We start from the raw sequence: 24,275 nt of genomic DNA on the forward strand, positions 1-24,275 counted from the left end.
AGGTTTATTCCGGATCTTTCCAGCCCGGATTCTGAATCATCCACATATTTCGTTTCATTATATTGTGATGGATTGGCCAAAACCACATCTTCGTAGTAAACATAGTAGGCAACGAAGCGACTTCTATCGGTGTATGAAAACTATCTGGATTTTCCGAAGTCAAATAGATATTACAACCATAAATGGGAAGAGCCTCTTCAACTGGAGCATCACACCAACGACGAATATCAAAGAAACGATGACCTTCCGCAAATAGCTCAATCTGACGTTCTCGTTTTACTTTAAAACGAAACTTCTTTACATCATCGTACACCTCATAATCTGGCAATCCAGCACGAATACGAATAGGCTGAATACCTTCCTTTAAAGCTGTTGCCGAACGTGTGATAGTATACATAGTCTCGCCATTCCAAGAAGGAATCTCATAAGAACCCTCGACCTCATTCAGTGCTTCTGCATAATTCAACAGAATCTCTGCATATCGAATGTCCGGAGCGTACTTTTGAACTACACGACTTACGTCATACGATTTCTCAGAATCTGCTAAATCCTTCGGATGTACAAACTTCTTAATACCAATACCTGTACTCAAATAATTGGTACCTGCTTTGTAACCATCTTGAGCATCTCTGTAGTAGAAAATAGGAACGTTCGTTTCTTCTTTATCCTCTGCACTTGCATTCAACATATGCCATACACTACCATTGTAGGCTACTGATGCATAGAAACGAGGTTCACGGTTCGCATATTGTTTAGAAACACCTTTTCCCAATGGACCTAATTCAGGATAATTAGACAATTCAGACGTTTCAACCACCCCTGAAACACGTGGCTGTTCATTGTAACGGCTTGGGTCGGTATATCCTTCCATACCCTTATACATAGAATTCATACCCGGACAATCGCTACCATCTTTCATATAATAAGCATCACATTGTTTCTGTGTCATGCCATGGCAGTTATATCCGCCTCCTTGTGAACGGGGCAACTGATGGATAACCATTACCCTGATATTCTCAGCACCCTGATTGACACCTCTGGTAAATATAATTTCGTCATTATTGTATGCACCCACTTCTCCATCAAACAAAGAACGGTATGATTCGAACGGATCAATATTTTTCCAACCGTAAGGCCAATCCTGAGAATGGAAAGTTCCATTATCGTCCGGCGGAGTAATAGTTGTCGGGTAAGCCATATCATCACTTTCTCTTTTATAAGCAACATACAATTGATACCGTTTCAATTCCATTACATCCTTAGCAGCAGCAGCAGCTCTTGCCCACTTCCGATTGTCGTATGTATCAGACAGCAACTTACGCCCGCTCTTATCAACCAATGCATCGATCACCTCTGATGGTGCTTGTCCGTTATATAAAGGACTTGCTGCATATAAAAGCACACGTGAACGAAGTGCCAATGCTGCACCACGTGTAGGACGCACAATATTTTGTACGTCTCGCTCGTCGTCCAACATCGTAGCCGCCTTCACCAATTCCTCGGCAATGTAATCTGCACATTCATCATACGTATTTCGAGGATAAGCGATATCATCATACTCTTTCGTATAATCGACCCCTTCATCTGGGACAATGGGCACCGGACCGAATGAACGAATCAGCATCCAATAGAAATATGCACGCAGGAAATGAGCCTGTCCTTTCATATCAGTAATCTCAGCTTCAGTAAGCTCTTTATTTCCATCCACATTATGAATGAAAATGGAAATGTGACGAATCGCTTGATAAGCGGCCTGCCATATATACAAACTGTTTCCACTACCTAATCCTTTTTCCGTATAGTTTCCACCCTTCCAATCTACATAATTCAAATCTATGTAGTACATATCATCTGCAAAATTGAAACTAGTGTTCTTCTTGCTGTTCACTTGTTGCAGATAATCGTGATTCATATAAGCGTATCCCTTTGCCAACCATTCATTGGTATAGTCCTTACTCTGAAACACATTTTCAATGTTAACACGTTCCTCGAAAAGGTAGTCTGAGTCCAAATAATCGGTACATCCGACAACCATGGTACTCACTCCTAATATAAAACCTAAATTTATTATAAGTTTCTTCATATTCTGTTCTTGTTTATAGATTAACTGATACGCCTAACGAAAGCGTCTTGCTCAACGGATATTTCTTTCCGTCCGAACTGCCCAATTCCGGATCCCAATATTTAAACGAAGAGAATGTCAGCAAGTTGGTTCCGATAAAGAAAACACGTACTTGATTCAAATGAATCTTATTAACCCAAGCTTTCGGAAAGGTATAGCCGATATCCAATGTCTTCAGACGAAGATAAGAGCCATCTCTCAACCAATAATTAGACTCTTGATAATTATTTTTATTATCACCATAAGTCAGACGGGGGAATTCTGCATTCGGATCTTCATTCTCACCCAGAATCCAACGGTTGCTTTCTGCCATTTCTTTCAAAACATTTCCCCAGCCATCACCACCTTGGAACATAAAGACAGTTGTACCTTTGACAAAGAAAGACGACTTACCTGCTCCTTGGAAATGAGCATTGAAATCCAACCCTTTCCATTTGGCCGAAAAGCCAAAGCCATATATCAAGTTAGGACGAGTAGTAGCACCAATAGCTACCCGGTCTTGTGAGTCAATTATACCATCACCATTGACATCTTTATATTTAATATCACCGGGCATCACTTCACCAAAAGTTTGCTTCGGGCTATTTCTGATTTCTTCATAATCTTTAAACAATCCCAGAGCAATAAGTCCTCTTGCCTGATTGACACGATGCCCTTGGGCTAGCTTATATTCGTAAATGGTGTTCTCTTCATCTTTTTCTATCACCTTGTTCTTACTGTAAGTAATATTACCACGTAACGTAAAATTCACCTTACCGAGTTTCTGTTTGAATGCAAAATGACCATCAAATCCTTTTGCTTCTACAATACCGACATTTGCTTTCGAAGCATTATCAATTCCCACTTCGTAAGGGATATAAGAACGAGTCATATAGATACCGTCACGACGTTCTTTAAAGTAGTCAATCTCTCCGGTCAGTTTGTCATTAAAGAGAGAAAAGTCAATACCCAAATCTTGTTTAGTAGCAACTTCCCACGAAATAGCAGGAGAAGCCACTGTTGAGTAATATTTTCCATTCCACAATTTTTCACCAGTCCCAATATCTTCAAAATGATAAACATTATTATCGGTTGCTATCGAATACAAATAGGGGAAACGGACTCTTTTATTACCTTCATACAAAGCATCATTTCCTGTCTTTCCATAAGAATAACGGATTTTCAACATATTCAACCATTTTCCGGCAATCTTTTTCATGAATGGTTCCTCAGCCAAGTTCCATGCACCGGAGATAGCCGGGAAGAATCCGAAACGATGGTCTTTGTGGAAATTCTCCGAACCGTTGTATCCGAAATTAAAATCAATAAAATAACGATAATTCCAGTTATAGCTGAAACGTCCGGCTATTCCCTGATTACGATAAGGAATACCATTCTTCAAGTCTGTACCTATATTTTGAGTAAAAATCTTAGAAGCCTGCGTATACTTCAGTACACCTCCAACATGATGAGTTTTGAAAGCACGACTATAGTGCAATTCCCATTCAAAGAACTCTCTCTTTTCTCCTTCCGAATTGGAAGATTGCGACATCACTTTCTCGTCTCTGATTTTCGTGAAATTCAATGTTCCGTCCGGTTGACGATAACGGTCGGCCTTGTAAGCAGCCGGAGATTTATAACGTTTAATCCAATTGGAGTTATACGTATCATATCCGAATCTACCTACAAAACGCAATCCTTTGGTTATAAAATCCAGTTTCTGTTCCAGCGTAAGGCTGGTTTGAATATTATTCTTCCAACTTTCATTATATCCGGATTGTGTAGTCATTACCCAAGGATTCATATTATCATCCTTATCTGACCATCCCGGAATTTTTCCATCCGAATATTCTGCCGGCATCATGATGGAATTATATCCCATCAATACAGTCCACAAATTATCTGTACCACTACCTGTATCATTCTGCTTACGCAAAGAACCGGATACCCCGACCTTTAACAGAGTCGTTTTCGTAATATCAATATCCACATTCATACGGTACGTCCATTTTCTGAAATGTGCGTTTGTATTATAATCCTTAAGGCTTTTGTCAGTCTTATACATACCTTGTTGGTCCTGATAACTTCCGGAAACAAAGTAACGTGCAGTTTTACCACCACCACGCATATTCAACGTTGCACGTGAACTCCAAGCACCGTCACGCAATACCATATCCATCCAATCTACATCCGGAAAACGGTCTGGGTCAAGTTGCGTACGAAACAGTTCCAATTCTGATGGCGAATATAAAGCCTCTTGATTTCTTGTCAAACGAGCTTCATTAGCCATAGAAGCATATGTATAACCGTCTACAAATTCCGGTGCCTTTGTAAAAGTGCTATAGAACCCCTCAACCTTTGCATCAATATTGATTTTACCTTCCTTACCACGTTTTGTATTAATCAAGACTACACCATTGGCTCCCTTACTACCATAAATAGCCGTTGCGGAAGCATCTTTCAATACTGTAAATGATTCAATATCTTCCACGCTCACTTCATCAATATCACGTTCAAATCCATCAACAAGTACCAATGCAGCCGTATTAGCACCAAAAGTAGATATACTACGAATCCAAAACTCAGATACACTACCCGGTCGTCCAGAAGTTTGCATAGCCATTACACCCGGAACAACACCTGCCAATCCATCCACCACAGAAGTGGAAGGAACCGATTTCAACGCATCTACATCCACATTAGTAATGGCACCAGTCACTGCTATTTTCTTTTGTGCTCCCGTACCTGTAATTACAACTTCATCAATAATCGTATTAGCTGCTTCTTTCATTTTTACGTGATTGGTTTTTTGTTCTTTTACCAATACCACCACAGTCTCATAACCTATATATGAGAATACAAGTCTGTCATAAGCAGATGCCTTTATTTTGTATCGACCATTTATATCAGTAATAACACCCAACCCAGGCATATTCTGTATCGCAATATTCACACCAATTAAGGGTTCCTTATTCTCATCGGTCACCACTCCAGTTATCATTGCACTTTCCTGCGCCCAAACGGTTATGGAAAAGAGCAACAATAATATACATGCAATCAAATTTTTACTCCTCATAAAATATATGTGTTTATCATTTATTATTCTTCCATAGCAATTTTACGTATCACCGCTTGCTCTTTCCCGTCGCGACTCATACCCCTCTCGCCTACATAGAAGCATTTTCTTTTTTCATCGTATGCAATCGCCCACGGATAAGCAAAACGAGCTTCTGAACGTAATGCACCATTTGCAAAACCAGGATCACTTGAGTCATTTCCACGTCCTGCAAATGTTACTACTCTTCCTGTAGGTGTCAGAATACGAATGCAATGATTGCGTTCATCACAAAAATAAAAATCATATTCATCTTCTTCACCTGCATATTCCGGATTCTTTACAAACACTCCCTGTGTCGGACCATTCAATTGCGCCCTGCTACCTACTCCGTCACGATAACCGCTTCCACTCGCACTTCCCGCCACGATATAAGGGGTTGAGAACTGATCTGTAGTAGAATTATAGTCCATACGGGAGATATATCCATTTCCTCTTTCATTGTATTGACGAAGCAAATAGGCATATTTTCCTGTAGGATGAACTACCATGCGCAATGTTTCTTTTACACGCGGATGCGTAGCTATTTTCGTTGTTGTCTTGTTCTCAAAATCATATTCATAAACCACTTGATCAGGATAAAGAGCATAATAAATCCTTCCCGTCTTAGGATGAACAAAGGCACCAACCGCCTGCCTTTGCTTTGATTCGCCTAATTTTACTTCCGTTTTAAAGTCTGAAACACGTTTCTTCAATACGTTTACATTTCCATCTTTAGCCAAATCACGAGAAATAATCATATCTTGATTCTCATCTGCCGTCCAATTAATGATAGAAGGTTTATCGCCAATAGCAGCTAAGGAAGCCTGCATAGTCACCGTTTTTTCTTCCAAATCAATCAGACGAATAGAACTTATATTATAACAAGTTAAATACAAATGGTCAAAATTTGATTTCGGATCAAACGAAAACCATGTAGCTCCTTTTATACATCCACATGCATCGAATGCCCCTTCGCCCTGAAAAGCATCTTTCTCGTTCTCAAAACGTTGACCAGCTAATGTAGAAACTAACCATTGCTTTACATAAGTAAACTTCTCTTCTGCTTCAGCAAAAGCCACTTCTTCGCCATTGTCATCATACACACTAATTTCCACATCACCTTCAGTAGCCATACGTGGTACTACACAATACAATATATTGTTCTTAACTGAAATGATATTAGCTTCTTTACCACCAACTATCACTTTCAATTTTTTGGGGTCGTTCCCAAAGTTTTCTCCATATAATATAATATTGTTACCAATGCCACCCGATTTTGGGGAAAAATCTGTAATTACCACAGGCTTAGTAGGATCGAAAGGAAGGTTTTCTTCCTTGTCTTCATCCTTACAAGCAGTAAAGCAAAGTACGACCAATGGCAATACCACTGCACATAATCGGATAAACCGAGTTCTCCAATCACTTTTCTTTTTCATACATCAAATTTTAGTTTTACTTAGAAGTCTATATATTTACAATATTTTCAACATATCAGTTATTAAATACTGGCAGTAAATCTCCCTTTGAAGGCACACATTTTTTAATGGTCGGCCAGCCGTCTGCCGACCACACAATGCGGTCGAGCATACCTAAACGTCCTCCAACCGTACCATTCTCTTTTACATAACTATGATATATCATCCAATCTGTACCTGCATCATCTGGAATTATTATGGAGTTATGACCAGGACCAAAGAATGTTTCACCGTCACCTTCCAACACTAACTCCCAAGAGTTGTCCAGCATATCTTTTCCTTTTCTATCGACATACGGACCAAGGAGATTTTCCGAACGGCCTACCACGACTTTATACTTACTATCCATTCCATTATTCGGACAGCAATTATTTATAGATGCAAACAAATAGTAGTACTTACCCTTCTTATAAATATTGGTGCCTTCAAATGCCCTGCCGCAGACCTGTTTCTTCAGCACAGGCTTACCATCTGCTCCCCGTTTCACAGAAAGACCATCATCCGTAAGTTCCGTCACATAAATACCGTTGAAACTCCCGACAAACATATATTTTTTACCATCTTCTTCATAATAGAACTGGTCGATACAATTAGAACCGAAATCATCTGTTATCAGCAACGGTTTAGCATTTAAGAAATCACCAACCGGACTATCTGAGGTAGCAACCGCCGTATAACTGATGCTTCCATCCCCCCATTTTGCCCATGAGAAATAAAGCACATATTTTCCATTGATGTAGCGAATTTCCGGTGCCCAAAATGCACCTCCACCAGGAAGTACATCTTCAGTAGGTCTAGTTGCTTTTCTGAAAGCACTTCTTTTAAATTCCCAATTAACCAAGTCTTTAGAAAAATAAATAGGAATCCAATAGGAATTAGTTTGAGTAGCATACAAATAAAAGCCTTCATCAGTACGAATAACCGTAGGATCGGCTACACTAGAAAAAGTTATTACCGGATTTGTATAAGTCATACCTATTTTGAAATAACAAATTTCATTATGAAGAGCAACGCTTTCATGAGAAGCCTCCCTTAACTGTACAGGCAACAAATATTTTACAGCTTCCATTCCTTCACGCTTCACTGTAATTCCTCCAGTAGCTTCATTCTCTCCAGCTTTAAAAGATATCCCTTCTCCTAAATCATAGTTAGCCGAAGGAAGAAGACGATAAGAAGTCTTATAATCCTCATTATACTTAGCAACCAGTTCCTCCGCATTAGAAGGCACTGCTAATGTACATGTAAAGTTCCAAGGATTAGTCTTTATTTCTCCGTCTGCCCTACAATTAAAAGTAGCATCCACCGAAACCGGCATTGACATTTTACTAACACTAATTTCCTGTGATGGCATAACCAAACTAACCGTTGGATAATCAAACGATATATGCAAAAGAAAATCACTTTGACTTTTACGGACCTTGGCAACAGATGAAGTAAGTCTCAATGCAATAACATATTCTGTTCCATTTTTTTTGAATTCAGTGAACACTTTATCTGGAGCAAATTTCACCTCTACTTTTTTTGAAGCAATGCCCTGTTCGAGAGTAATCTGTGGCGTACTTATCGAATATAATGAAGAGGGCAACAATTTATAAGCTGTTTCTTCCTCTTTATTATATGCCTCCAGATCTTTCTCATTCCACGCTTCTAACTGTGCAGTAAGAGCGACACTCGCACTGCCCCCCTTCAATTCTACAGAGAAAGGGTACACAACTTGTGCCACATCACTACTGGAAACTTTAATTACATTTAGTCCATTAGGCTGTACTTGTAAATACTGGTTCGAATTGACATCCCCATCTTCACTAGAAACATCCTTAGTATCATCAGAGCCACATGATAAAAAAAGCAAAAGCCCTGCACTAAGAAACATTAGCCCAATTTCTCGAATATTTTTTTTAATTGAATTGTAATTCATTACATATAGATTTAAGTAATACCCTGTGTTTTATACTATAAAAACGTTATCCTTTGAACTATCTTTTTAACTGTATCTAAAAACTAAATTTCGTATTATATAATAATGATCATTATCTTTATAAAAGGTACTAGTGCCCCTATTGTGTGATACAAAAGTAGAGAATCAGGAGTATTTAAGATATTAAATATAGGTCAATAAATGAAAAATTAGTCCCAAACTAATCTAAAGTATTCAAAGATAACACAGAAGAGCATTTATTAGTACTTATCTGAACAATATCTTTCTTTTATTGGATAATTTCTTCTTCAACAATCCACTATTCTAAGATAATAACTATATCCTAAGCTAACAGCAAGCCATTTTTATCTAATTGCCTTCTTTATAACCGGACAAACTAAATCAGCATATCTCATCATACCTAAGTCTGTAAAATGAATACCATCTACAGTAGCCTCTCCATCCTCTCCCAGCATATTCTTTGATGAAATAAGAATGATATTTTTCTCATTTCTTTTCTTTAAATGATTGAATATCTCTTTCAACGTATCATTCTTTCGTCGCACTTCTTTAGCAACCTTTTCATCATAAAATGTATGAGGGAAAATAGGATCCTCTATAAAAATAATTGGTGTATCCGGATGTTTACCACGAATGATACGATAGAATGTTTCCATCCGTTCTTTCATCTTTGTAACAGAAGCATTAGGCACAAAGTCTAAAACGAAAACACTAGCTTCTACTTCAGCTATTACTTTAGCTACTTCCAAATCTAGAAATGCATTTCCACTGAACCCTAAATTGATACATTCACGGTTCAATCTTCTCGATATAATATTGGTATGTGCCATTCCTGGACGTGAAGCACAACCTCCTTGAAGAATACTGGTTCCATAAAAAACAACAGGATTCTTACGAATTGGATACTCCACTAACGGCTGACTAATAGTAGCCAAAGAATCAACTCCGATAGACAAAGAAATAAGACCATCATACAATGGCAAATAAAGCATGTATTCTCTTTCTTCAGGATGCATATTTTTTATAATGATGACCTGATTTGTTTTTCCTTTCGGACGGGCACTATTGACAAAACGCCAGTCACCATTCTTCTGAAGACAGTAAAGATCTAAACCTTTTGCACCAGTATCAGTCATATGATTCATGTGGGTATTAAAAAGAGCCACCCATTTAGCTGCTATCGTAGTGGAATTACTACGGAAACGTATTGCCATTCCTGCAGAATTACGGCTCAAATTCCATAATGGAGCACGAGAAATATTCTTTAATGAATCCGGGAACCTTTCATATCGTGCCCCAGCACTCTCTGTCGCCCTTCCTAATAGTGGAAAATTCGAAGCATCGTGGTATACTAATTGAGCATGTATATGAAACACTAAAAAAAGTACAATAAAAATACAAAATTCTCTTTTCATATTCAAGTATTATAATTTCAGACCCTTCAAAAATAAATATATGTTATGTTAAAAGCAACAATACACTATGAATAAAAAAACTCCTAGATCTGTATCCGATCTTTTATTGTTTTATTTATTCAATAATGCATAAGCACACCATATTATCGGTGCCTGTCCATGATAATCACCGGCGATGCGGGGACGATCCATATAATATTGTTTACTGTTTTTCTTTCCGGTTCCAACACAAACCTCAGTAAGATCATTCTTGTCATTAATATAATTACATAAGCCAAGCCATGCACGGCGTGCCACTGGAGCATATTCCTCTTTATTCAACCAGCCGTTATTGACCCCCACAATCATGGCATAAGCAAACATTGCCGAACCAGATGTCTCTGTCCAAAAGTCCGGTTCGGTAATCAGCTGATTCCAAAGACCGTCCTTGTTCACATATTTTTTCAAGTTATCCATCATCAACAAGTAACCTTTCATAATACGTGCACGATTAGGATCCTTTTCCGGTAAGTTATAAAGCAACTCCGTCATACCGACAGCCATCCAACCGTCACCACGTCCCCAATAATAAGGCACATCCGGTGCATGATAGAAAAGACCGTTGGGATGTTGCAATTCGTCCAAATACAGAACCATTTCTTTGGCAGCCCTATTTATGTACTTAGGATCACCAGTAGCTTTATAAGCCTCAGATTGCACAATAGTAATCATATACATATCATCAATCCAAAGACGAGTTTGCCAAGAATATCCCTTTTTATCCCATTTACGCTCCTCTTCATTCGCATTGGCAGGAAGCTCCCATTGAGTGTCAGCATAGGGCAGTCCCAGATCTAAATAACGCTTATCTTTCGTTATATTATAAAATCTTAGAGGTAAGCAACCAAACATATTTTGGTCTACGTGAATCGGTGGAGGTAGAAGTTCTTTTTCCAGATGAAACAATAATTCGAAACGGTTTCTTAACAGCTTTATCAATTCTTTATTATTTGTCAATTCTGCAAAACGAAGAGCTCCATACCATGTACACACCTCTGCATAATGTATTCCTCTATCAAAATACAGTTGATGTTTAGTTTCCATTAAACGTCTGCTCAATTTATTTCCAACCGTCTTTGGATCTGCCTTCACAGGAAAATCTCCAAAATAATTTTGAGCAGAAATCACATTTGAGCTCAAAAAAACAGTCATCAATAAGGCATAAATCAAATAATTCCTTTTCATAATCGTAGTGTTCTATATAATTAATTATTCAATATTAAATTCTCCGAATCATAACCCAGTCACCGGTATCCAACGTGCCGTACTTGTAGATGCAACATCACAAATGGCATCTAAAGAATTTCGCTTTGTAATAGAAAAATTGACAAGTACTTGCCCGGAAGTGATAGTCAATTTTGAACGTGGAATAGCAATTTCAGCAATATATCCATAATCATCTATAAGCCTCTCATTTGTTTCATTGCAAACATAAGTTTTGACCTGGGCATCTAATTGAGCTTCTTTCCATGATGCATCATATATTTCACAATTCTTCAGTCCATTCATTGTTACTTGTATGCAGCAAGCCCCTTTTGACAGCTTATTATTACTCACAGGAGATACGTATAAGGAAGCGTAATCAGAGGCTAACAAGTTTCGATCAAGTACTTCTAACAGGAAATAAATATTATCATCATCATACGAACAACGTAACGTTCCTTGTGCTTGTGACTTACTGCCCACAAAGAGTGCATGATCTGTATTTGCCCACTCTTTATTGTTACCATCTATTGTTACCTTTCTTTTCACGGCATCAATACGATGATTAAGTACAAACTGTGCCATCTGAACCGGTCCTTCTTTCGCTTTAATATTAGTTCCAACCAAAGTATGTGAATCAATAATACAAAATGATCCCCAATAACCACCAGAAAAAGGTTGATAAGCGCTACCGAAATTACGAGCAGTAGCATCTCCTATTTTAAGAGTATATTTACTTGACGATTCATACGAAAGGACGGTTTCTCCCGAAGGGAGCTGTCCCAAATATGGTCCCATACCGGAGAAAACACAATTATTACTATCGACAGGTCCTTCCTGGTCGGCAGCCAAATATTCCCATTTGTCTTTATCTGAATAACAAAGCGAAATATGATATCCTGAATTATTGGTTTCCACAGCAGCAGCTAATCCCTTATTATCATTGAGTCTCACAACAGAAGGCATCTGATGATTATAGCCGACAATTCCGTTTTTCTCCCACCTCATTCGCAATACATAATAAGGAGAAGAACTAAAGTCCGGTTTCCATGTCTTTCCTCCATCAGTAGAAACAACCATTGCCGTACCTGTATCTGTGCCATGTCCTTCCAAGCCAGTACGACTGCTATCTGTAAAGTAACAGTGTAATTCACCTGTAGGCAACTCCAACAAGAAAGGTTCCCAATTAACTCCCTGATAGATCTTGATAGGTTCACTCCAAGTAACACCATTATCCGTACTGCGCTTTAATTCAATTCCTGCATCTTCCGGCAAATCCCGATAACCGGAATTAGCTCTGCAAGATGCAACTGCCAATATATCTCCATTAGAGAGCACCAGCCCATCGCAATTAGCATAGCAATGTATATTCTTATTGCCTTTGCTATCGATAATGTCATAACTGTTAAATATTTCTCCTTTATTGCTCCAAGTTTTCAGATCCTTACTAAGCGCATAAACACAACGCCGACCAATATTATTATTAGCACTACCATTGTGATAGAACAAAATATAGTCACCATTCTTCATCTTTTTTATACGAGGATAGCGAGGATACGAAGATTCCATAGTCACAAGCATCCGATAGTTCATCATCAATGAAGAGCGTTTCGTAACATCTGCGTGGGAATTTATAATAGGTGTCCCCTGATTCAATTCCCCAATAGGTGTGATGCTACAAACCACAGGCTCCTGGGATTCGTCCTCCTTTGGTTTCTCCGTATTCCCGTTACCAGCTAGTAAATTCTCATCATTTTCACCACTGCCCCCGCACGCTATAAATGAGATAGCTATGGAGAAAAATAACATAAAAAAAGTGTTTTTCATAGCTCTAGTATATTTTATTCAACTTGCTATTTTCCCTGTCTCGTCGGTTGCGGACCTAAATATGAGCGCTTCATTCCTCCGAAATCCAAGACAATCTTTTGCAATACAGTTCCGGCATCGCCACATATAATTTTCACTGTGTGTTTACCCGGTTTGTCGATATGCAAAGTGGTTTTGTTGATTCTACAGTTCTTCAACACACTTTCGTACCAGATTTGTGCATACTCAAAAGAAGAAGTAGAAGGATTCATCACAGGACCTTCGTCAATACATACTCCATATTTCGTTTCCACATTCGTTGCTTCATGTCCGGCATACCCACGGTCCTTACTTAATGTAAATGTAGGCAATACGTATGTGTAGACATCAACCGAACCTTGTTCGAATGTATAGAAATCATATTCCAGGCGAGGGGTACTGCGACCTGCTGTCCGCTGCGGGGCGGCTGTCGGGTCACCTAGTTGAATAGCTGTATTTTCTATTCCCAAGTTAGGAATCGTTCTCATTTGAATAGCTTTGTTCTCTACCTTCCGGTGAAAACCGGCAGCGTCAATAGAAACATATCCATTGTGCTCTACAAATAAAGTGTCCATTTCGGCTAATGAAGGAGAAGAAGGGTTGAAGACTGAAATATAAACATTCTCCTTCTCGCCACGATCAGATGCGATTTCCAACGTTCCGAATACTTTCTCACCAGTCGGGACCTTAGCCCAGTCGATTGAGACTTCTATACGATTTTCCGTGGTAGTTTCTCCGGCTTTCTGACTTAACAGAATCCAGTTATCTGAAACCGATGCTTTCCATTTCAGAGGAGTCGCTCCTTTATTGAAAACGTCTACGTAATAGGATTGGCGGAAGTATGTGTTGAAACATGGCAGGGAATGGAAACTCTTCTGCCCTTTCAAAATATCCTCTCCTTCGGCCAATATGCCCAAAGAGGCTGCAGATGCCAGATTTACCTTCCGCAGAGCCGGGAGTTCAAAGTAGGCTGCGGCAAATCCCTGTTTCATGGTCATTACATGATCCCATTTACCTCCAAGTAATGAGTTATATCCTTTTGTTATTACTTCCAGACTATCATAACAAGCCTTAGTCATTTTTTCCAGTTCTGCGGTAGTTGCCCTCTGTTGAATAGAGTACCAACGGTTTCTCTGTCCGTTGAGAATCATACGGTTCAATAGTTCACATCCTTTCACCGGATAGTATAATGATTGATAATAGCATGCTTTCTTATCTTCTGGCAAAGCTTTCAGGATTTTCTCTACCATATTCCCTATCCGTTGATATTCAGCCAAACGAGTATCCACTTCACGATAATTGGCAAGCGAAAAATCAGTATCTGTATTCCGTTCTCTTCCGTGTTTGTCGGTAGCCCACTGATAACCCCATCCCATAAACTCCGGCTTACGCGCAAAGGCCAATTTATAGAAAGAATTTATCACATCCTGATATTCAACCCGATAGTCATCTCCCAACATGCCACACAACCATTCGGTACGATAGTTTGCCGCTCTTTCAAAACTGAATGAATCAATATCGAAAGCCATCGTCAGGAAATAATCAACAGCAAATTCACATGATTTGATGTCTCCGGCATTGAGCAGCCAGATACGATCAGCTGTCATGTCATAAGCTTTACGGAGTTCTTCATACATTAATGTGGGTGAAGTTGTGTTCATCCAAAGATGATCGTGAGGTTTACCCAGATAAGAAGAATGATAATATACTCCCGAACGTCCGGAACGTTTCTGTTCTTTCGGACTGCTCAAACGTTTCATATATCCATAATTATCATCCGGCCAGATAATAGTCACATCATCCGGAAGTTCCAATCCCTGATCGTATACATCCAGCACTTCCTTATAAGGAGTAAAGGCTTGAGGAATGTCTTCCGCACGCTTACCGATGGCATCTACCAGCATTTGCCTTTGTGCCATCAAAGCTTCCTGAAGCATTTCCTTTCTATCATTCATATTATTGCTTGCATTCATTGCCCGGTCGTGCAATCCACGCAAAGCCAAAGTATATACATTTTCAAACGGAGCACATTCATCTACACGTGATTTCAACACTTTGTTGACTCCATCCTTATTATTGATATAGTCCCATTCACCCATTTTATCACGCTTCCACTCACTTGCCGTGTTAAACAATAACGGTTCACAATGAGAGGATCCCATGACAATAGCAAAGCTATCCGCTACCAGGCGATTTTCAGGAATACGGTGGAATGCCATGGATGCGTCATGCATAGCCGGACAAAGATAATTAGCCTGAAGACGCAACAGCAGTTCACACACCTTTGCATACGTTCTCGGTCCGAAGTTTCCACGTTCTTTTTCAAAATTGCGTTTTGACCAACGATAGAGTCCCCAGTCCTCATCATTGATAAATATCCCTCTGAACTTGACAGACGGTGTTTTAGAAATGAACTTATCAACTTTTACACTAACTTGTTTTTGCTGTTTGATTGGAGCATCCGCCCACCAGTACCAAGGAGATACTCCTATTGCTTTTGATATGGAAAGAAGTCCGTAAGCAGTACCACGCCTGTCACTTCCAGCTACGACAATTGCTTTCTTTATGCCCGGAATAGGATTATTGACCACTTCTATCATATAACGCTCCCAACTTCCGGCAATGGCAGCTGTATCTATTTTGTGTCTCGATACCAAAGCGTCAATCCACTCGCTTTTTCCTATAGTACCGGCAATAATCGCATACCGCGCAGATACTTTCCCGGGCTTGCTTTCATCTATTCTCAACTCTTGTCCCGTCACACGACGAACATCATCCACAAAAAGAGAAGCGCTTTTACGTACTACAGTTGCATCTTTTCCATCAAAACAGATAACTGCATTCGTTGATGAAGAAACAATAGGAAAACTATTCTTTCCGGTTCCTTTGTCGAGTAAAACTTGTGCTTTTGCCGAAATCAGGCTACAACAAAATAAGCCCAGCAATAAAATTTTATTTTTCATATATACATTAGATTGACTATTGATAACGCAAAGTAAGGCAAAAAGCAATAAAACGAATAAAAGAAACCGACCTATAAATAGCAGAATATGTTCAAAAAACAACCACCGCAACTCGAGATTCGAAGTTACGGTGGCTAATTTATTATCTATTATTGAAAGCTTTCCTCATCTATCAGAATCTGTCTTCATCAGCCACAGCCTCTTCCCAAGTTTCCCATATCTGCACATTCGGATCATAACCATCATAACCGTAGTTCTGATACAAAGGAGCCTTTCCGTTAGAAACGATTGCTTTTTCAGGAATAGGCCAATAAATGTTATGTTTACCCATGATATAATTGATATCTGTTTTAGTAGCATTTACGTTAATAGTAACGCCTTTGTTGTACATACCTTTCTTTATGCAACGTTGATACCAATAGCTACCACCTTCAGAATCGGTGCCAGATTGCTTATCGAATGTTTCCACTTTATATGTATTCCCGAACTCGTCCGCTCTGCCGCTGATAGCCAAACAGAGTGACACACGGGTTAACTCTACATTACGCCATTCTTCAAAGAAAAGTTCACGCGCACGTTCATCCATGATATCACCGATAGTAACCTTACCTACATAAAATTCAGTACAATGAGCACGTTCTCTGATGATGTTTATATCATCCTTGATTGTTGGATCATCCGGATTGATATAGAATTTTACTTCTGCACGCAGCAGGTAGGCTTCCGCCAAACGATACAAATACCAATCAGCAATACTGCCATCCGTAGCTCCTTCCAGACCATTATTGGTTTCCTTAGCTTGATTGATGACATCATTCAGGCAGAAAATGTAATGAGGGACGTCATACCAACGACGAATAGTGTCAGAACACATCAAATCTCCCTTACGGGTAACAAGTTCATTTTTCTCATTGTAATAATCATCTTCTGCGTAAAGCTTAATATTTTGCCCAAAAAATTCAGAATCCGGATTATTACATTTCAGTTTCTCCATGTGCATCCAGTTTCCCGTCTCTGCACTATGCCGCAAATCGGTTTGATCCATTTTATCATTAACAGCCCACAAATCGTCTTGATAGAAAGTGGTAGTACGGAATGTAGATATACCACGTCCCAGTCCACGCATATAATCATATTCTTTACGATATTTACCATCTTTACGAGTATAGTTGAATAGAGCTTGCTTTCCATCAGGCATTTTGATTCTATTATCAAAGAAGAAAGGATACATAATACGCATAGTCAACATCGGGATGAATGATTCTTTAGCTGCTCCCCGGTTAGGCATACCCATAATCACTTCTTTGTTGGCAGCAATCAACTTGTTCTCCGGACGATGTAAATCCCAGATAACATTGCGGGTAATGGGCCATGATACAGATTCGCCGCCTTCAAAAAAGGTTCCGAAAGATTCTTTCATCAAAGAATAGCCTGATTTATCAATTAAGATATCCAACTGTTCCTTTGCCTTCCCGAATTCGCCAATAGACATATAGAGTTTAGAAAGCAACATACGGCAAGCGCCTTTATTTACCATACCAACATAATCCATATCTTTCTGTTCAGGAACCCATTGTACAGCAAATTCCATATCTGCTACCATTTTTTTCAGAATAGCGTCACGGTGAGTAGATCGATAGTTCTGCTTAGGAACTTCCGGAAGTTTTGTCAACAAAGGTACATGTCCAAATTGAAAAACTAATGAATAATAGCGATAAGCCCGATGGAAATAGGCACGGCCAATGTATTCGTTTTTCAATGTTTCGTCCATTGGTACATTACCAATAAACGAAAGTATTGTATTAGCATTTCTAACACCTTCAAAATTTTGTCTCCAGAAGAAGTATATACTGTTTGTGCGTCCTAGATTTTTTTCGTTAGTTTGGTCGCTGTTCGGCCTCAACAGATTGTCAACATTATCCAACAACCCGCTTTTATCAGTCGCAGACGGTACCATCAAATCTGAAAAAGTATATTCTGTGGGCAGTGCTATCATCTCTCTGGAATCTTCACTCACATAATTACGTTTAAGCTGACGGTCACAAATAGCCAATACAGATTTTATACCATTTTCCGTAGAAAATACAGTTTCCGGTTCAAACATTGTTTGAGGATCCGGATCCAAAAAACTTTCTGAACATCCGGTCAACATTAATGAAGTGCCTACAAATAAAGCTACACTTTTACAAATATATTTTTGAATATAATTTTTCATATACGTTTCTGTTTAAAAGATTAGAATGTTAAATTAAGTCCAAGCGTCCAAATACGAGATGCAAAATTTCCGGTTTCAGGGTCGCCATATCCTTCCCAATCTTTAGCCCATACAGCTGCGTTACGAACAGAGCCATACACTTTCACACGATCGATTTGTATTTTTTCCGTCCAAGCCCTAGGCAATGTATAGCCGACAGATATATTTTCTAAACGAATGAAAGAACGATTATATAATCTACGTGCACCTTTTGCACCTTCCGGGCCTTGCGCCTCGATACGTGCATATTTATTAGTAGGATTGTCTACAGTCCAATATTCCTTCGCATTCTTGTTCACCAATCTGTAAGTCATGCCGCCACCGTCGTCATCATTGTTCAAATACATACTTTCCAGACTCTTATGCCCCATACGAGAGTAAATATTCACAGAAAGGGTTAAATCTTTCCACAAGGTGAAATCATTACGCAATGCCCATGTAACCGGAGCGGCGGTTTGTCCTTGGAATACTTTATCATCATTATTATAGACAACCTTTACTAAATTACCATCAGCATCGTATTGGTCGTTAGCCGGATTGTTCCATACTTTCGGGTCTCCAGGAACCTGCCCGTATTTTTTAGCTTCTTCAACCTCATCTTTCTGCCAGATTCCCGTCACTTTATAATCCCAAATCGCACTAATAGGCTTATCGATAAACCAGCCGGCTGCCACATAGTCCGCTTCTCTTGAACCTACCACACTTCCAGTGGCATCCACTATATCTTGACGATCACCAAACAAATGTTTGATTCTGTTTTTATTATATGAGAGACTGAATGATGAGCTCCATTGGAAATTTTTCTTATCAATATTCAAAGTATTCAATGCCACCTCAAAACCACTATTATCCACCTGTCCTAAATTGGTAGTAATATTCTCAAATCCAGTAAAGTTAGACAAAGGTTGTCTCATAATCATATCTTTGGTACTCATTCGATAATATTCCAATGTACCTGTAATACGGTCATTTAAAAATCCAAAGTCCAATGCAAAGTTCCACGATTGTGTTTTTTCCCATTGCAGATTCGGATTCTTCATACGTTGAGCCATCAAATAACGCATTAAATATAAGTCACCTGAAGAAGTGATATAACCTTGCATTTTACCACCCCCCGGATAAAGATTGGCAAGTGCTTCGTAAGGATTTTCCAATGAACGATTACCATTTTTACCGTATGAAACACGCAGTTTACCACTATTCATGATATGAGCATATTTTTGGAAAAAATCCTCATTAGTGAATGACCATGCTATACCTCCGGAAGGAAACCATGCATAAGGATTATTTGCCCCAAAAGCCGAATAGCCGTCACGTCTGATGGTACCAGTAACCATATAACGATCATCGTAAGAATAGAATGCGCGTGCCATCAATGCATCAGCCGTTTGATGATTATCATCAGTTCTGAATGTACTGACAGACTTATCTCCATTCTGGGTGTTATGGAACCCAAGCGCGTCAGATGGCAAAATATTACGGGCTTCAATTCGGTCTGACCAATATTGGCGTTCTTCCGCTTCTTGCACAAATGTCAAAATAACATGGTGCTTGTTAGCAAAAGTCTGATCCCAAGTAATAGTATTGTTCAGAGACCAATTAAAACGTTTGGCCTGTTCCCGATTTGTTCCACGGTCATTAGGATTGGAATTAGGTCTTTCTGCAGACGTAAAATAACGGTCATAGAAAAATTGAAAACGGGGCGCAATATTAAACTGATAAGTGATGTTGAAAGGCAATTTTACTTTAGCATTGAAGATAGTATTCAATGTAGTATACCCTTTTTCCAATTGAATATATTGCTTCTCAAAATACCAGTTTGTTTCATTAGCACGGTCATATTGATACATCAAGGGGTCTTGTGTATAGTTTCCATTTTCGTCTTTCAACATGGCATATGGACTGTTTTCCATAAAACCACCTTTATCCATGCCGATTTCACCATCCGAACGATCTTGAAAGTTTATATTTGCACCCACTTCAAACCAATTGGTTACTTTTGCATTTAGTTTCAAGTTTGCACGGATAGCTCGATAAGTATCGTCGACAAACGCTCCTTCATTGCGCAGATAACCTAAAGACATGTAATAATCCACCTTATCGCCGGCACCGCTAATGCTTACATTATAGTCTTGATTGAAACCTAATCGAAACGCTTCATCTTGCCAATCAACGGTCTTTCCCGACAAAAGATTGTCAAGTAAAGCCGTATCATATCTAAATCCTAAACGCCTTGCCCAAATACTAAGATCAGATTCTCCTTCCCGATTGGTTGAATAATTACGCCACTGTTCCAAAGACACTGCATCCGACAAATTATTAGGATTTCGGAAATACTCTGGCTTTGAAGTATATTCATTACCAGGTCTTGAATAAGCTGCATATTCTCCTGTTTCAGCATTCACACCATAAGTGTTTTTTTCTTTCCAGTCTACATAGTGTTGCAGATATTCGTCCGTAGTTTGCCATCTATCACGATAGGCAGCCTTTTGAGTTAAACCTACACTAGCTGTGAAATTAACCACAGGCTTACCTTTTTTACCTTTTTTCGTTGTGATGATGATTACACCGTTTGCAGCTTGTGCTCCATAAACAGCAGCTGCCGACGCGTCTTTCAAAACATCTATTTGCCCAATATCATCCGGATTAATTTCCGAGAGTTCTCCTTGAAAGAACATACCGTCGAGGATAATCAATGGATTATTATGACCACCATCTGTATAAACGGAACGTTGTCCACGGATCTTCATCTCACCGCCGCCTTTTGCGCCTGCATCACCTTCACCATAACCTACCACTAATCCCGGTGTTCCACGTAAAATGTCTTGAACTGTTTTAGGATTTTCATTGGCAATCTTATCAGGACGAACTTGAACGACCGAACCTGTTAAATCCTTTTTACGCATCGTACCATAACCCACTACAACTACTTCATCTAGCGTCTCTGAATCATCTTTCATTGTGACGTCAATCAGTTTTTTACCTGCTACCGAGATTTCTTGATTCTTATAACCAATATAACTGAAATTCAACACAGCATTTGAAGCCTTTACCACAATGCTATAGAACCCATTTAGATCGGTTACTGTTCCATTAGTGGTCCCTTTTTCCATCACATTTACTCCAATCAGCGGTTCACCCGATTGATCTTTCACATATCCCGTAATTTTAGAACTTTGAGCCTGTACTGTACCAAGACAAAAAGTCACCAATAGTAAGAACAATCCTACCCGAAACGTGAAACCTTCTTTTTTGTTTTTCATACTAAATAAATTTGAGTTAATATTATAAAGCTTATATTGAATCTATCTACTTTTATCCACGTTATATTTCAATAGTTACATCAATTTTATAATACAAAGTTACAAATGCAAATTTATCTCAAATAGTATTTTTGTCTCAAAAAACAAAAAAATCAGGTCATAACTAACTTTAGAGCATTTGTCTGTAGTTAACAATTAATTATGCTCCTATCTATACCCTAGCAATTGATTAGATAGTATCATTGGATATATATGGCCAATATAGTATGGTGGATATATATGACCAGCACGGTGAGTATATATATTCAGCACGGTGGATATATATATACACGACATTGTGCATATATACCCATCAAAGCTCTACGCTGTTCGCCGTCAGCAGCAAACAAAGCGGTAGACAATATTTCTCCTATCGCTCCATCGGGTGTAACCACAGCTATCTGTTGAACGCCTTCCACCAATTTCCCGTTTCGAGGAGAAACAATATGCCGACGTTCAGGAGAGTCATTACCGGAGGTTGTAAGACACTCATTATGAAGAAGTATATTATTGACTTTCCATCCCGATCCTACCGGATGATTACCTAAAGCAAGGACGGAACTGTTTCCTATATTTATCAATGCATTCTCTATCAAAAACTCATTCAGTATGCTTTTAATTGTATCCAAAGCATACCCTTTAAGAAAGCCGGATAAGTTGACAGTAACTCCCGGTTGTGAGAAATAGATGCTATGATCTTCGACTGATAAATGAACCGATTGTATCGTGTTCTGATTGTAATTTTCCGAATGGACTGTAATATCAAAACACCCCAGAGTCTTCCCGTTATATTTCAGGCATAAATCAATCATTGAATAGAGTTCTTCGCTAAGAACAACTGGTGAAGTCGGAGCAGTTCGGTTGACAAAAGACAATTCGCTGGCCGGATCATAAAAGTTCGCCATCTTTTCCAACCGGCACAATGCGTCATAAATACGATTAACCACAAGCAACAATTCTCTTTCCGTTTTCTGGCTATACAGGATAATATCCACCCGTGTATGCATGGAAAGAAACCAGGCATAAAGCAGTCCATTACCTTCATGGGATGGTTTATACATATGTTGAATAGGGACTTGCATCGTATAGTAGGACAAATTAGGCACAGATTACACGGATTTTACGGTTGTTCCAATGAAATAGCAACCGCGTAATCCGCGTAATCCATGCCTGAGTAAAAATCATAAGGAATTTTGACGTATCTCCCACAATAACATGGAATACACCTTATTTCAGTTCTTTAATCTTCACGTTCTTGAACCACACTTCGTCTCCGTGGTCCTGAAGAAGTATATTTCCTTCCTCCGGATTTCCGAAATTAGGCCAGTTTTTATATTTACTGTATGCTACCAATGCATTCCACATATCATTGTTACGATCATATTCAATCAATTTAACGCCGTTCAACCAATGTTCTACATGGTTACCTTTTACGATAATGGTAGCTGTATTAAATTCTTTCTTGTTGAAAGGTTTATTCTTAGGAGCCGGAATCAAATCATACAACGACCCTAGCTTTCTATTACCTTTCACACCCAGTTTTGCATCAGGATGTTTGTCATCATCAAGAATCTGGAATTCACAACCGATAGCAGAACCTGCACCTTTATTCATATCCGGGTTTACGAAATATTTAATTCCGCTATTTGCACCTTCAGTAATCTTAAAATCTACTTTCAGAATAAAGTTCTTGTATTTACGGGTAGTCACAATATCACCGCCATTAGCTGATTCAGCACCACCACTCTTCATTACTTTCAGAATACCATCTTCTATCTTCCAGCCTTTTGCGGGGAAAGTAGAAAGTTTAGCTCCTCTCCATCCATCAGTAGTCTTGCCATCCCATAATAGAGTCCATCCTTCTTTTGCTTCGTTCGGAGAAATCGTATTGGCAATCAGGTTCACTTCCGGTGCAGCTTGCGCTTCCGGTGTCTGATAGCGTTCTACGTCCGTCGTACAAATGCGGATATCTTTCCAACTAACTGTTTTACCTTCATCTGCCGCATTTCCAATGGCGTGCACTTGCAAAGCAATGAAGCCCACAGGAGTCATATCATCCCAGATATTAGCACAAGGTACTCCGTTTATCCAAGTACGAATTGAGTTACCTACAGCCTCAATACGGGCTTTATTCCATGCGTTATTCTTAAAAGCGGTTTTTGCCGACGGATTCAGCGTCAAAGGATAAAGCCAGTTTCTACGTGCCTCATCATAGATACCACCTGACCAAGCGCGTTTGGAAGGATCGATCTCAAACTGATAACCGTGTACACGACCCTTCTTATAATCTTTCTTGCTTTCACTACGAAGCTGTACTCCGGAATTTAAACCGTCATCGACCTTGAAGTCAAACTCAAGGATAAAGTCACCATAATTCTTTGTCGTTGCCAAAAAAGTATTGGGTGTTCCCATTTTAGATACACCGACAATGGCACCATCTACAATTTTATACTCGGCTTTGCCATTCAATTTCTTCCATCCTTTCAGGTTCTTTCCATTGAAAAGAGGTTCCCAATTCTGTGCACCTAAAGAAGCGGCACAGAATAAAAGTAAAGTTAATACGATATTCTTCTTCATAATCATTGATTAGTCTTTCCCACTCCCTTATATTCGAAGAAGGAATGGAAAAGGCTATTTTCTAT

Annotated in this window: 12 protein-coding genes; all 12 read right to left on the reverse strand. The window is 39.1% G+C overall.

Annotated features, from left to right (window positions below):
- Positions 1-4 precede the first annotated feature (4 nt).
- The 12 genes from BSCG_RS20765 to BSCG_RS20710 all read right to left on the reverse strand — a co-directional run bounded on the left by BSCG_RS20765 (position 5) and on the right by BSCG_RS20710 (position 24,210).
- The gene (locus tag BSCG_RS20765; RefSeq protein ID WP_004296570.1) at positions 5-2,083 is read right to left on the reverse strand and encodes a RagB/SusD family nutrient uptake outer membrane protein; all 2,079 of its coding nucleotides are present in this window, start codon (positions 2,081-2,083) and stop codon (positions 5-7) included.
- 13 nt (positions 2,084-2,096) lie between these two features.
- On the reverse strand, positions 2,097-5,177 hold the full coding sequence (locus tag BSCG_RS20760; RefSeq protein ID WP_008775223.1) for a SusC/RagA family TonB-linked outer membrane protein: 3,081 nt from the start codon (positions 5,175-5,177) through the stop codon (positions 2,097-2,099).
- A gap of 23 nt (positions 5,178-5,200) precedes the next feature.
- Positions 5,201-6,634 (reverse strand): IPT/TIG domain-containing protein, encoded by a 1,434-nt coding sequence (locus tag BSCG_RS20755; protein ID WP_004296572.1) that lies wholly within the window; start codon positions 6,632-6,634, stop codon positions 5,201-5,203.
- A 55-nt stretch (positions 6,635-6,689) separates the two neighbouring features.
- On the reverse strand, positions 6,690-8,591 hold the full coding sequence (locus BSCG_RS20750; RefSeq protein ID WP_004296573.1) for a family 43 glycosylhydrolase: 1,902 nt from the start codon (positions 8,589-8,591) through the stop codon (positions 6,690-6,692).
- 365 nt (positions 8,592-8,956) lie between these two features.
- The gene (locus BSCG_RS20745; RefSeq protein WP_008775225.1) at positions 8,957-10,027 is read right to left on the reverse strand and encodes an SGNH/GDSL hydrolase family protein; all 1,071 of its coding nucleotides are present in this window, start codon (positions 10,025-10,027) and stop codon (positions 8,957-8,959) included.
- Between the two features lie 111 nt (positions 10,028-10,138).
- Entirely contained in the window at positions 10,139-11,251 is a 1,113-nt protein-coding gene (locus BSCG_RS20740; RefSeq protein WP_004296575.1) for a glycoside hydrolase family 105 protein, read from the reverse strand.
- 48 nt (positions 11,252-11,299) lie between these two features.
- Complete coding sequence (locus BSCG_RS20735; RefSeq protein WP_004296576.1) at positions 11,300-13,096, reverse strand: exo-alpha-sialidase; 1,797 nt, start codon at positions 13,094-13,096, stop codon at positions 11,300-11,302.
- A 26-nt stretch (positions 13,097-13,122) separates the two neighbouring features.
- The gene (locus BSCG_RS20730) at positions 13,123-16,077 is read right to left on the reverse strand and encodes a glycosyl hydrolase 115 family protein (protein WP_004296577.1); all 2,955 of its coding nucleotides are present in this window, start codon (positions 16,075-16,077) and stop codon (positions 13,123-13,125) included.
- 172 nt (positions 16,078-16,249) lie between these two features.
- A complete protein-coding gene (locus BSCG_RS20725; protein WP_004296578.1) occupies positions 16,250-18,292 on the reverse strand; it encodes a RagB/SusD family nutrient uptake outer membrane protein in 2,043 nt (680 codons plus the stop codon).
- 20 nt (positions 18,293-18,312) lie between these two features.
- Positions 18,313-21,594 (reverse strand): SusC/RagA family TonB-linked outer membrane protein, encoded by a 3,282-nt coding sequence (locus tag BSCG_RS20720; protein ID WP_004296579.1) that lies wholly within the window; start codon positions 21,592-21,594, stop codon positions 18,313-18,315.
- Positions 21,595-21,899: 305 nt separating this feature from the next.
- A complete protein-coding gene (locus BSCG_RS20715; RefSeq protein WP_074704420.1) occupies positions 21,900-22,694 on the reverse strand; it encodes an FAD:protein FMN transferase in 795 nt (264 codons plus the stop codon).
- 166 nt (positions 22,695-22,860) lie between these two features.
- A complete protein-coding gene (locus tag BSCG_RS20710) occupies positions 22,861-24,210 on the reverse strand; it encodes a DUF1080 domain-containing protein (RefSeq protein ID WP_004302557.1) in 1,350 nt (449 codons plus the stop codon).
- Between the last annotated feature and the right edge of the window lie 65 nt (positions 24,211-24,275).

This window comes from Bacteroides sp. 2_2_4 (assembly GCF_000157055.1).
Classification (GTDB): domain Bacteria; phylum Bacteroidota; class Bacteroidia; order Bacteroidales; family Bacteroidaceae; genus Bacteroides; species Bacteroides ovatus.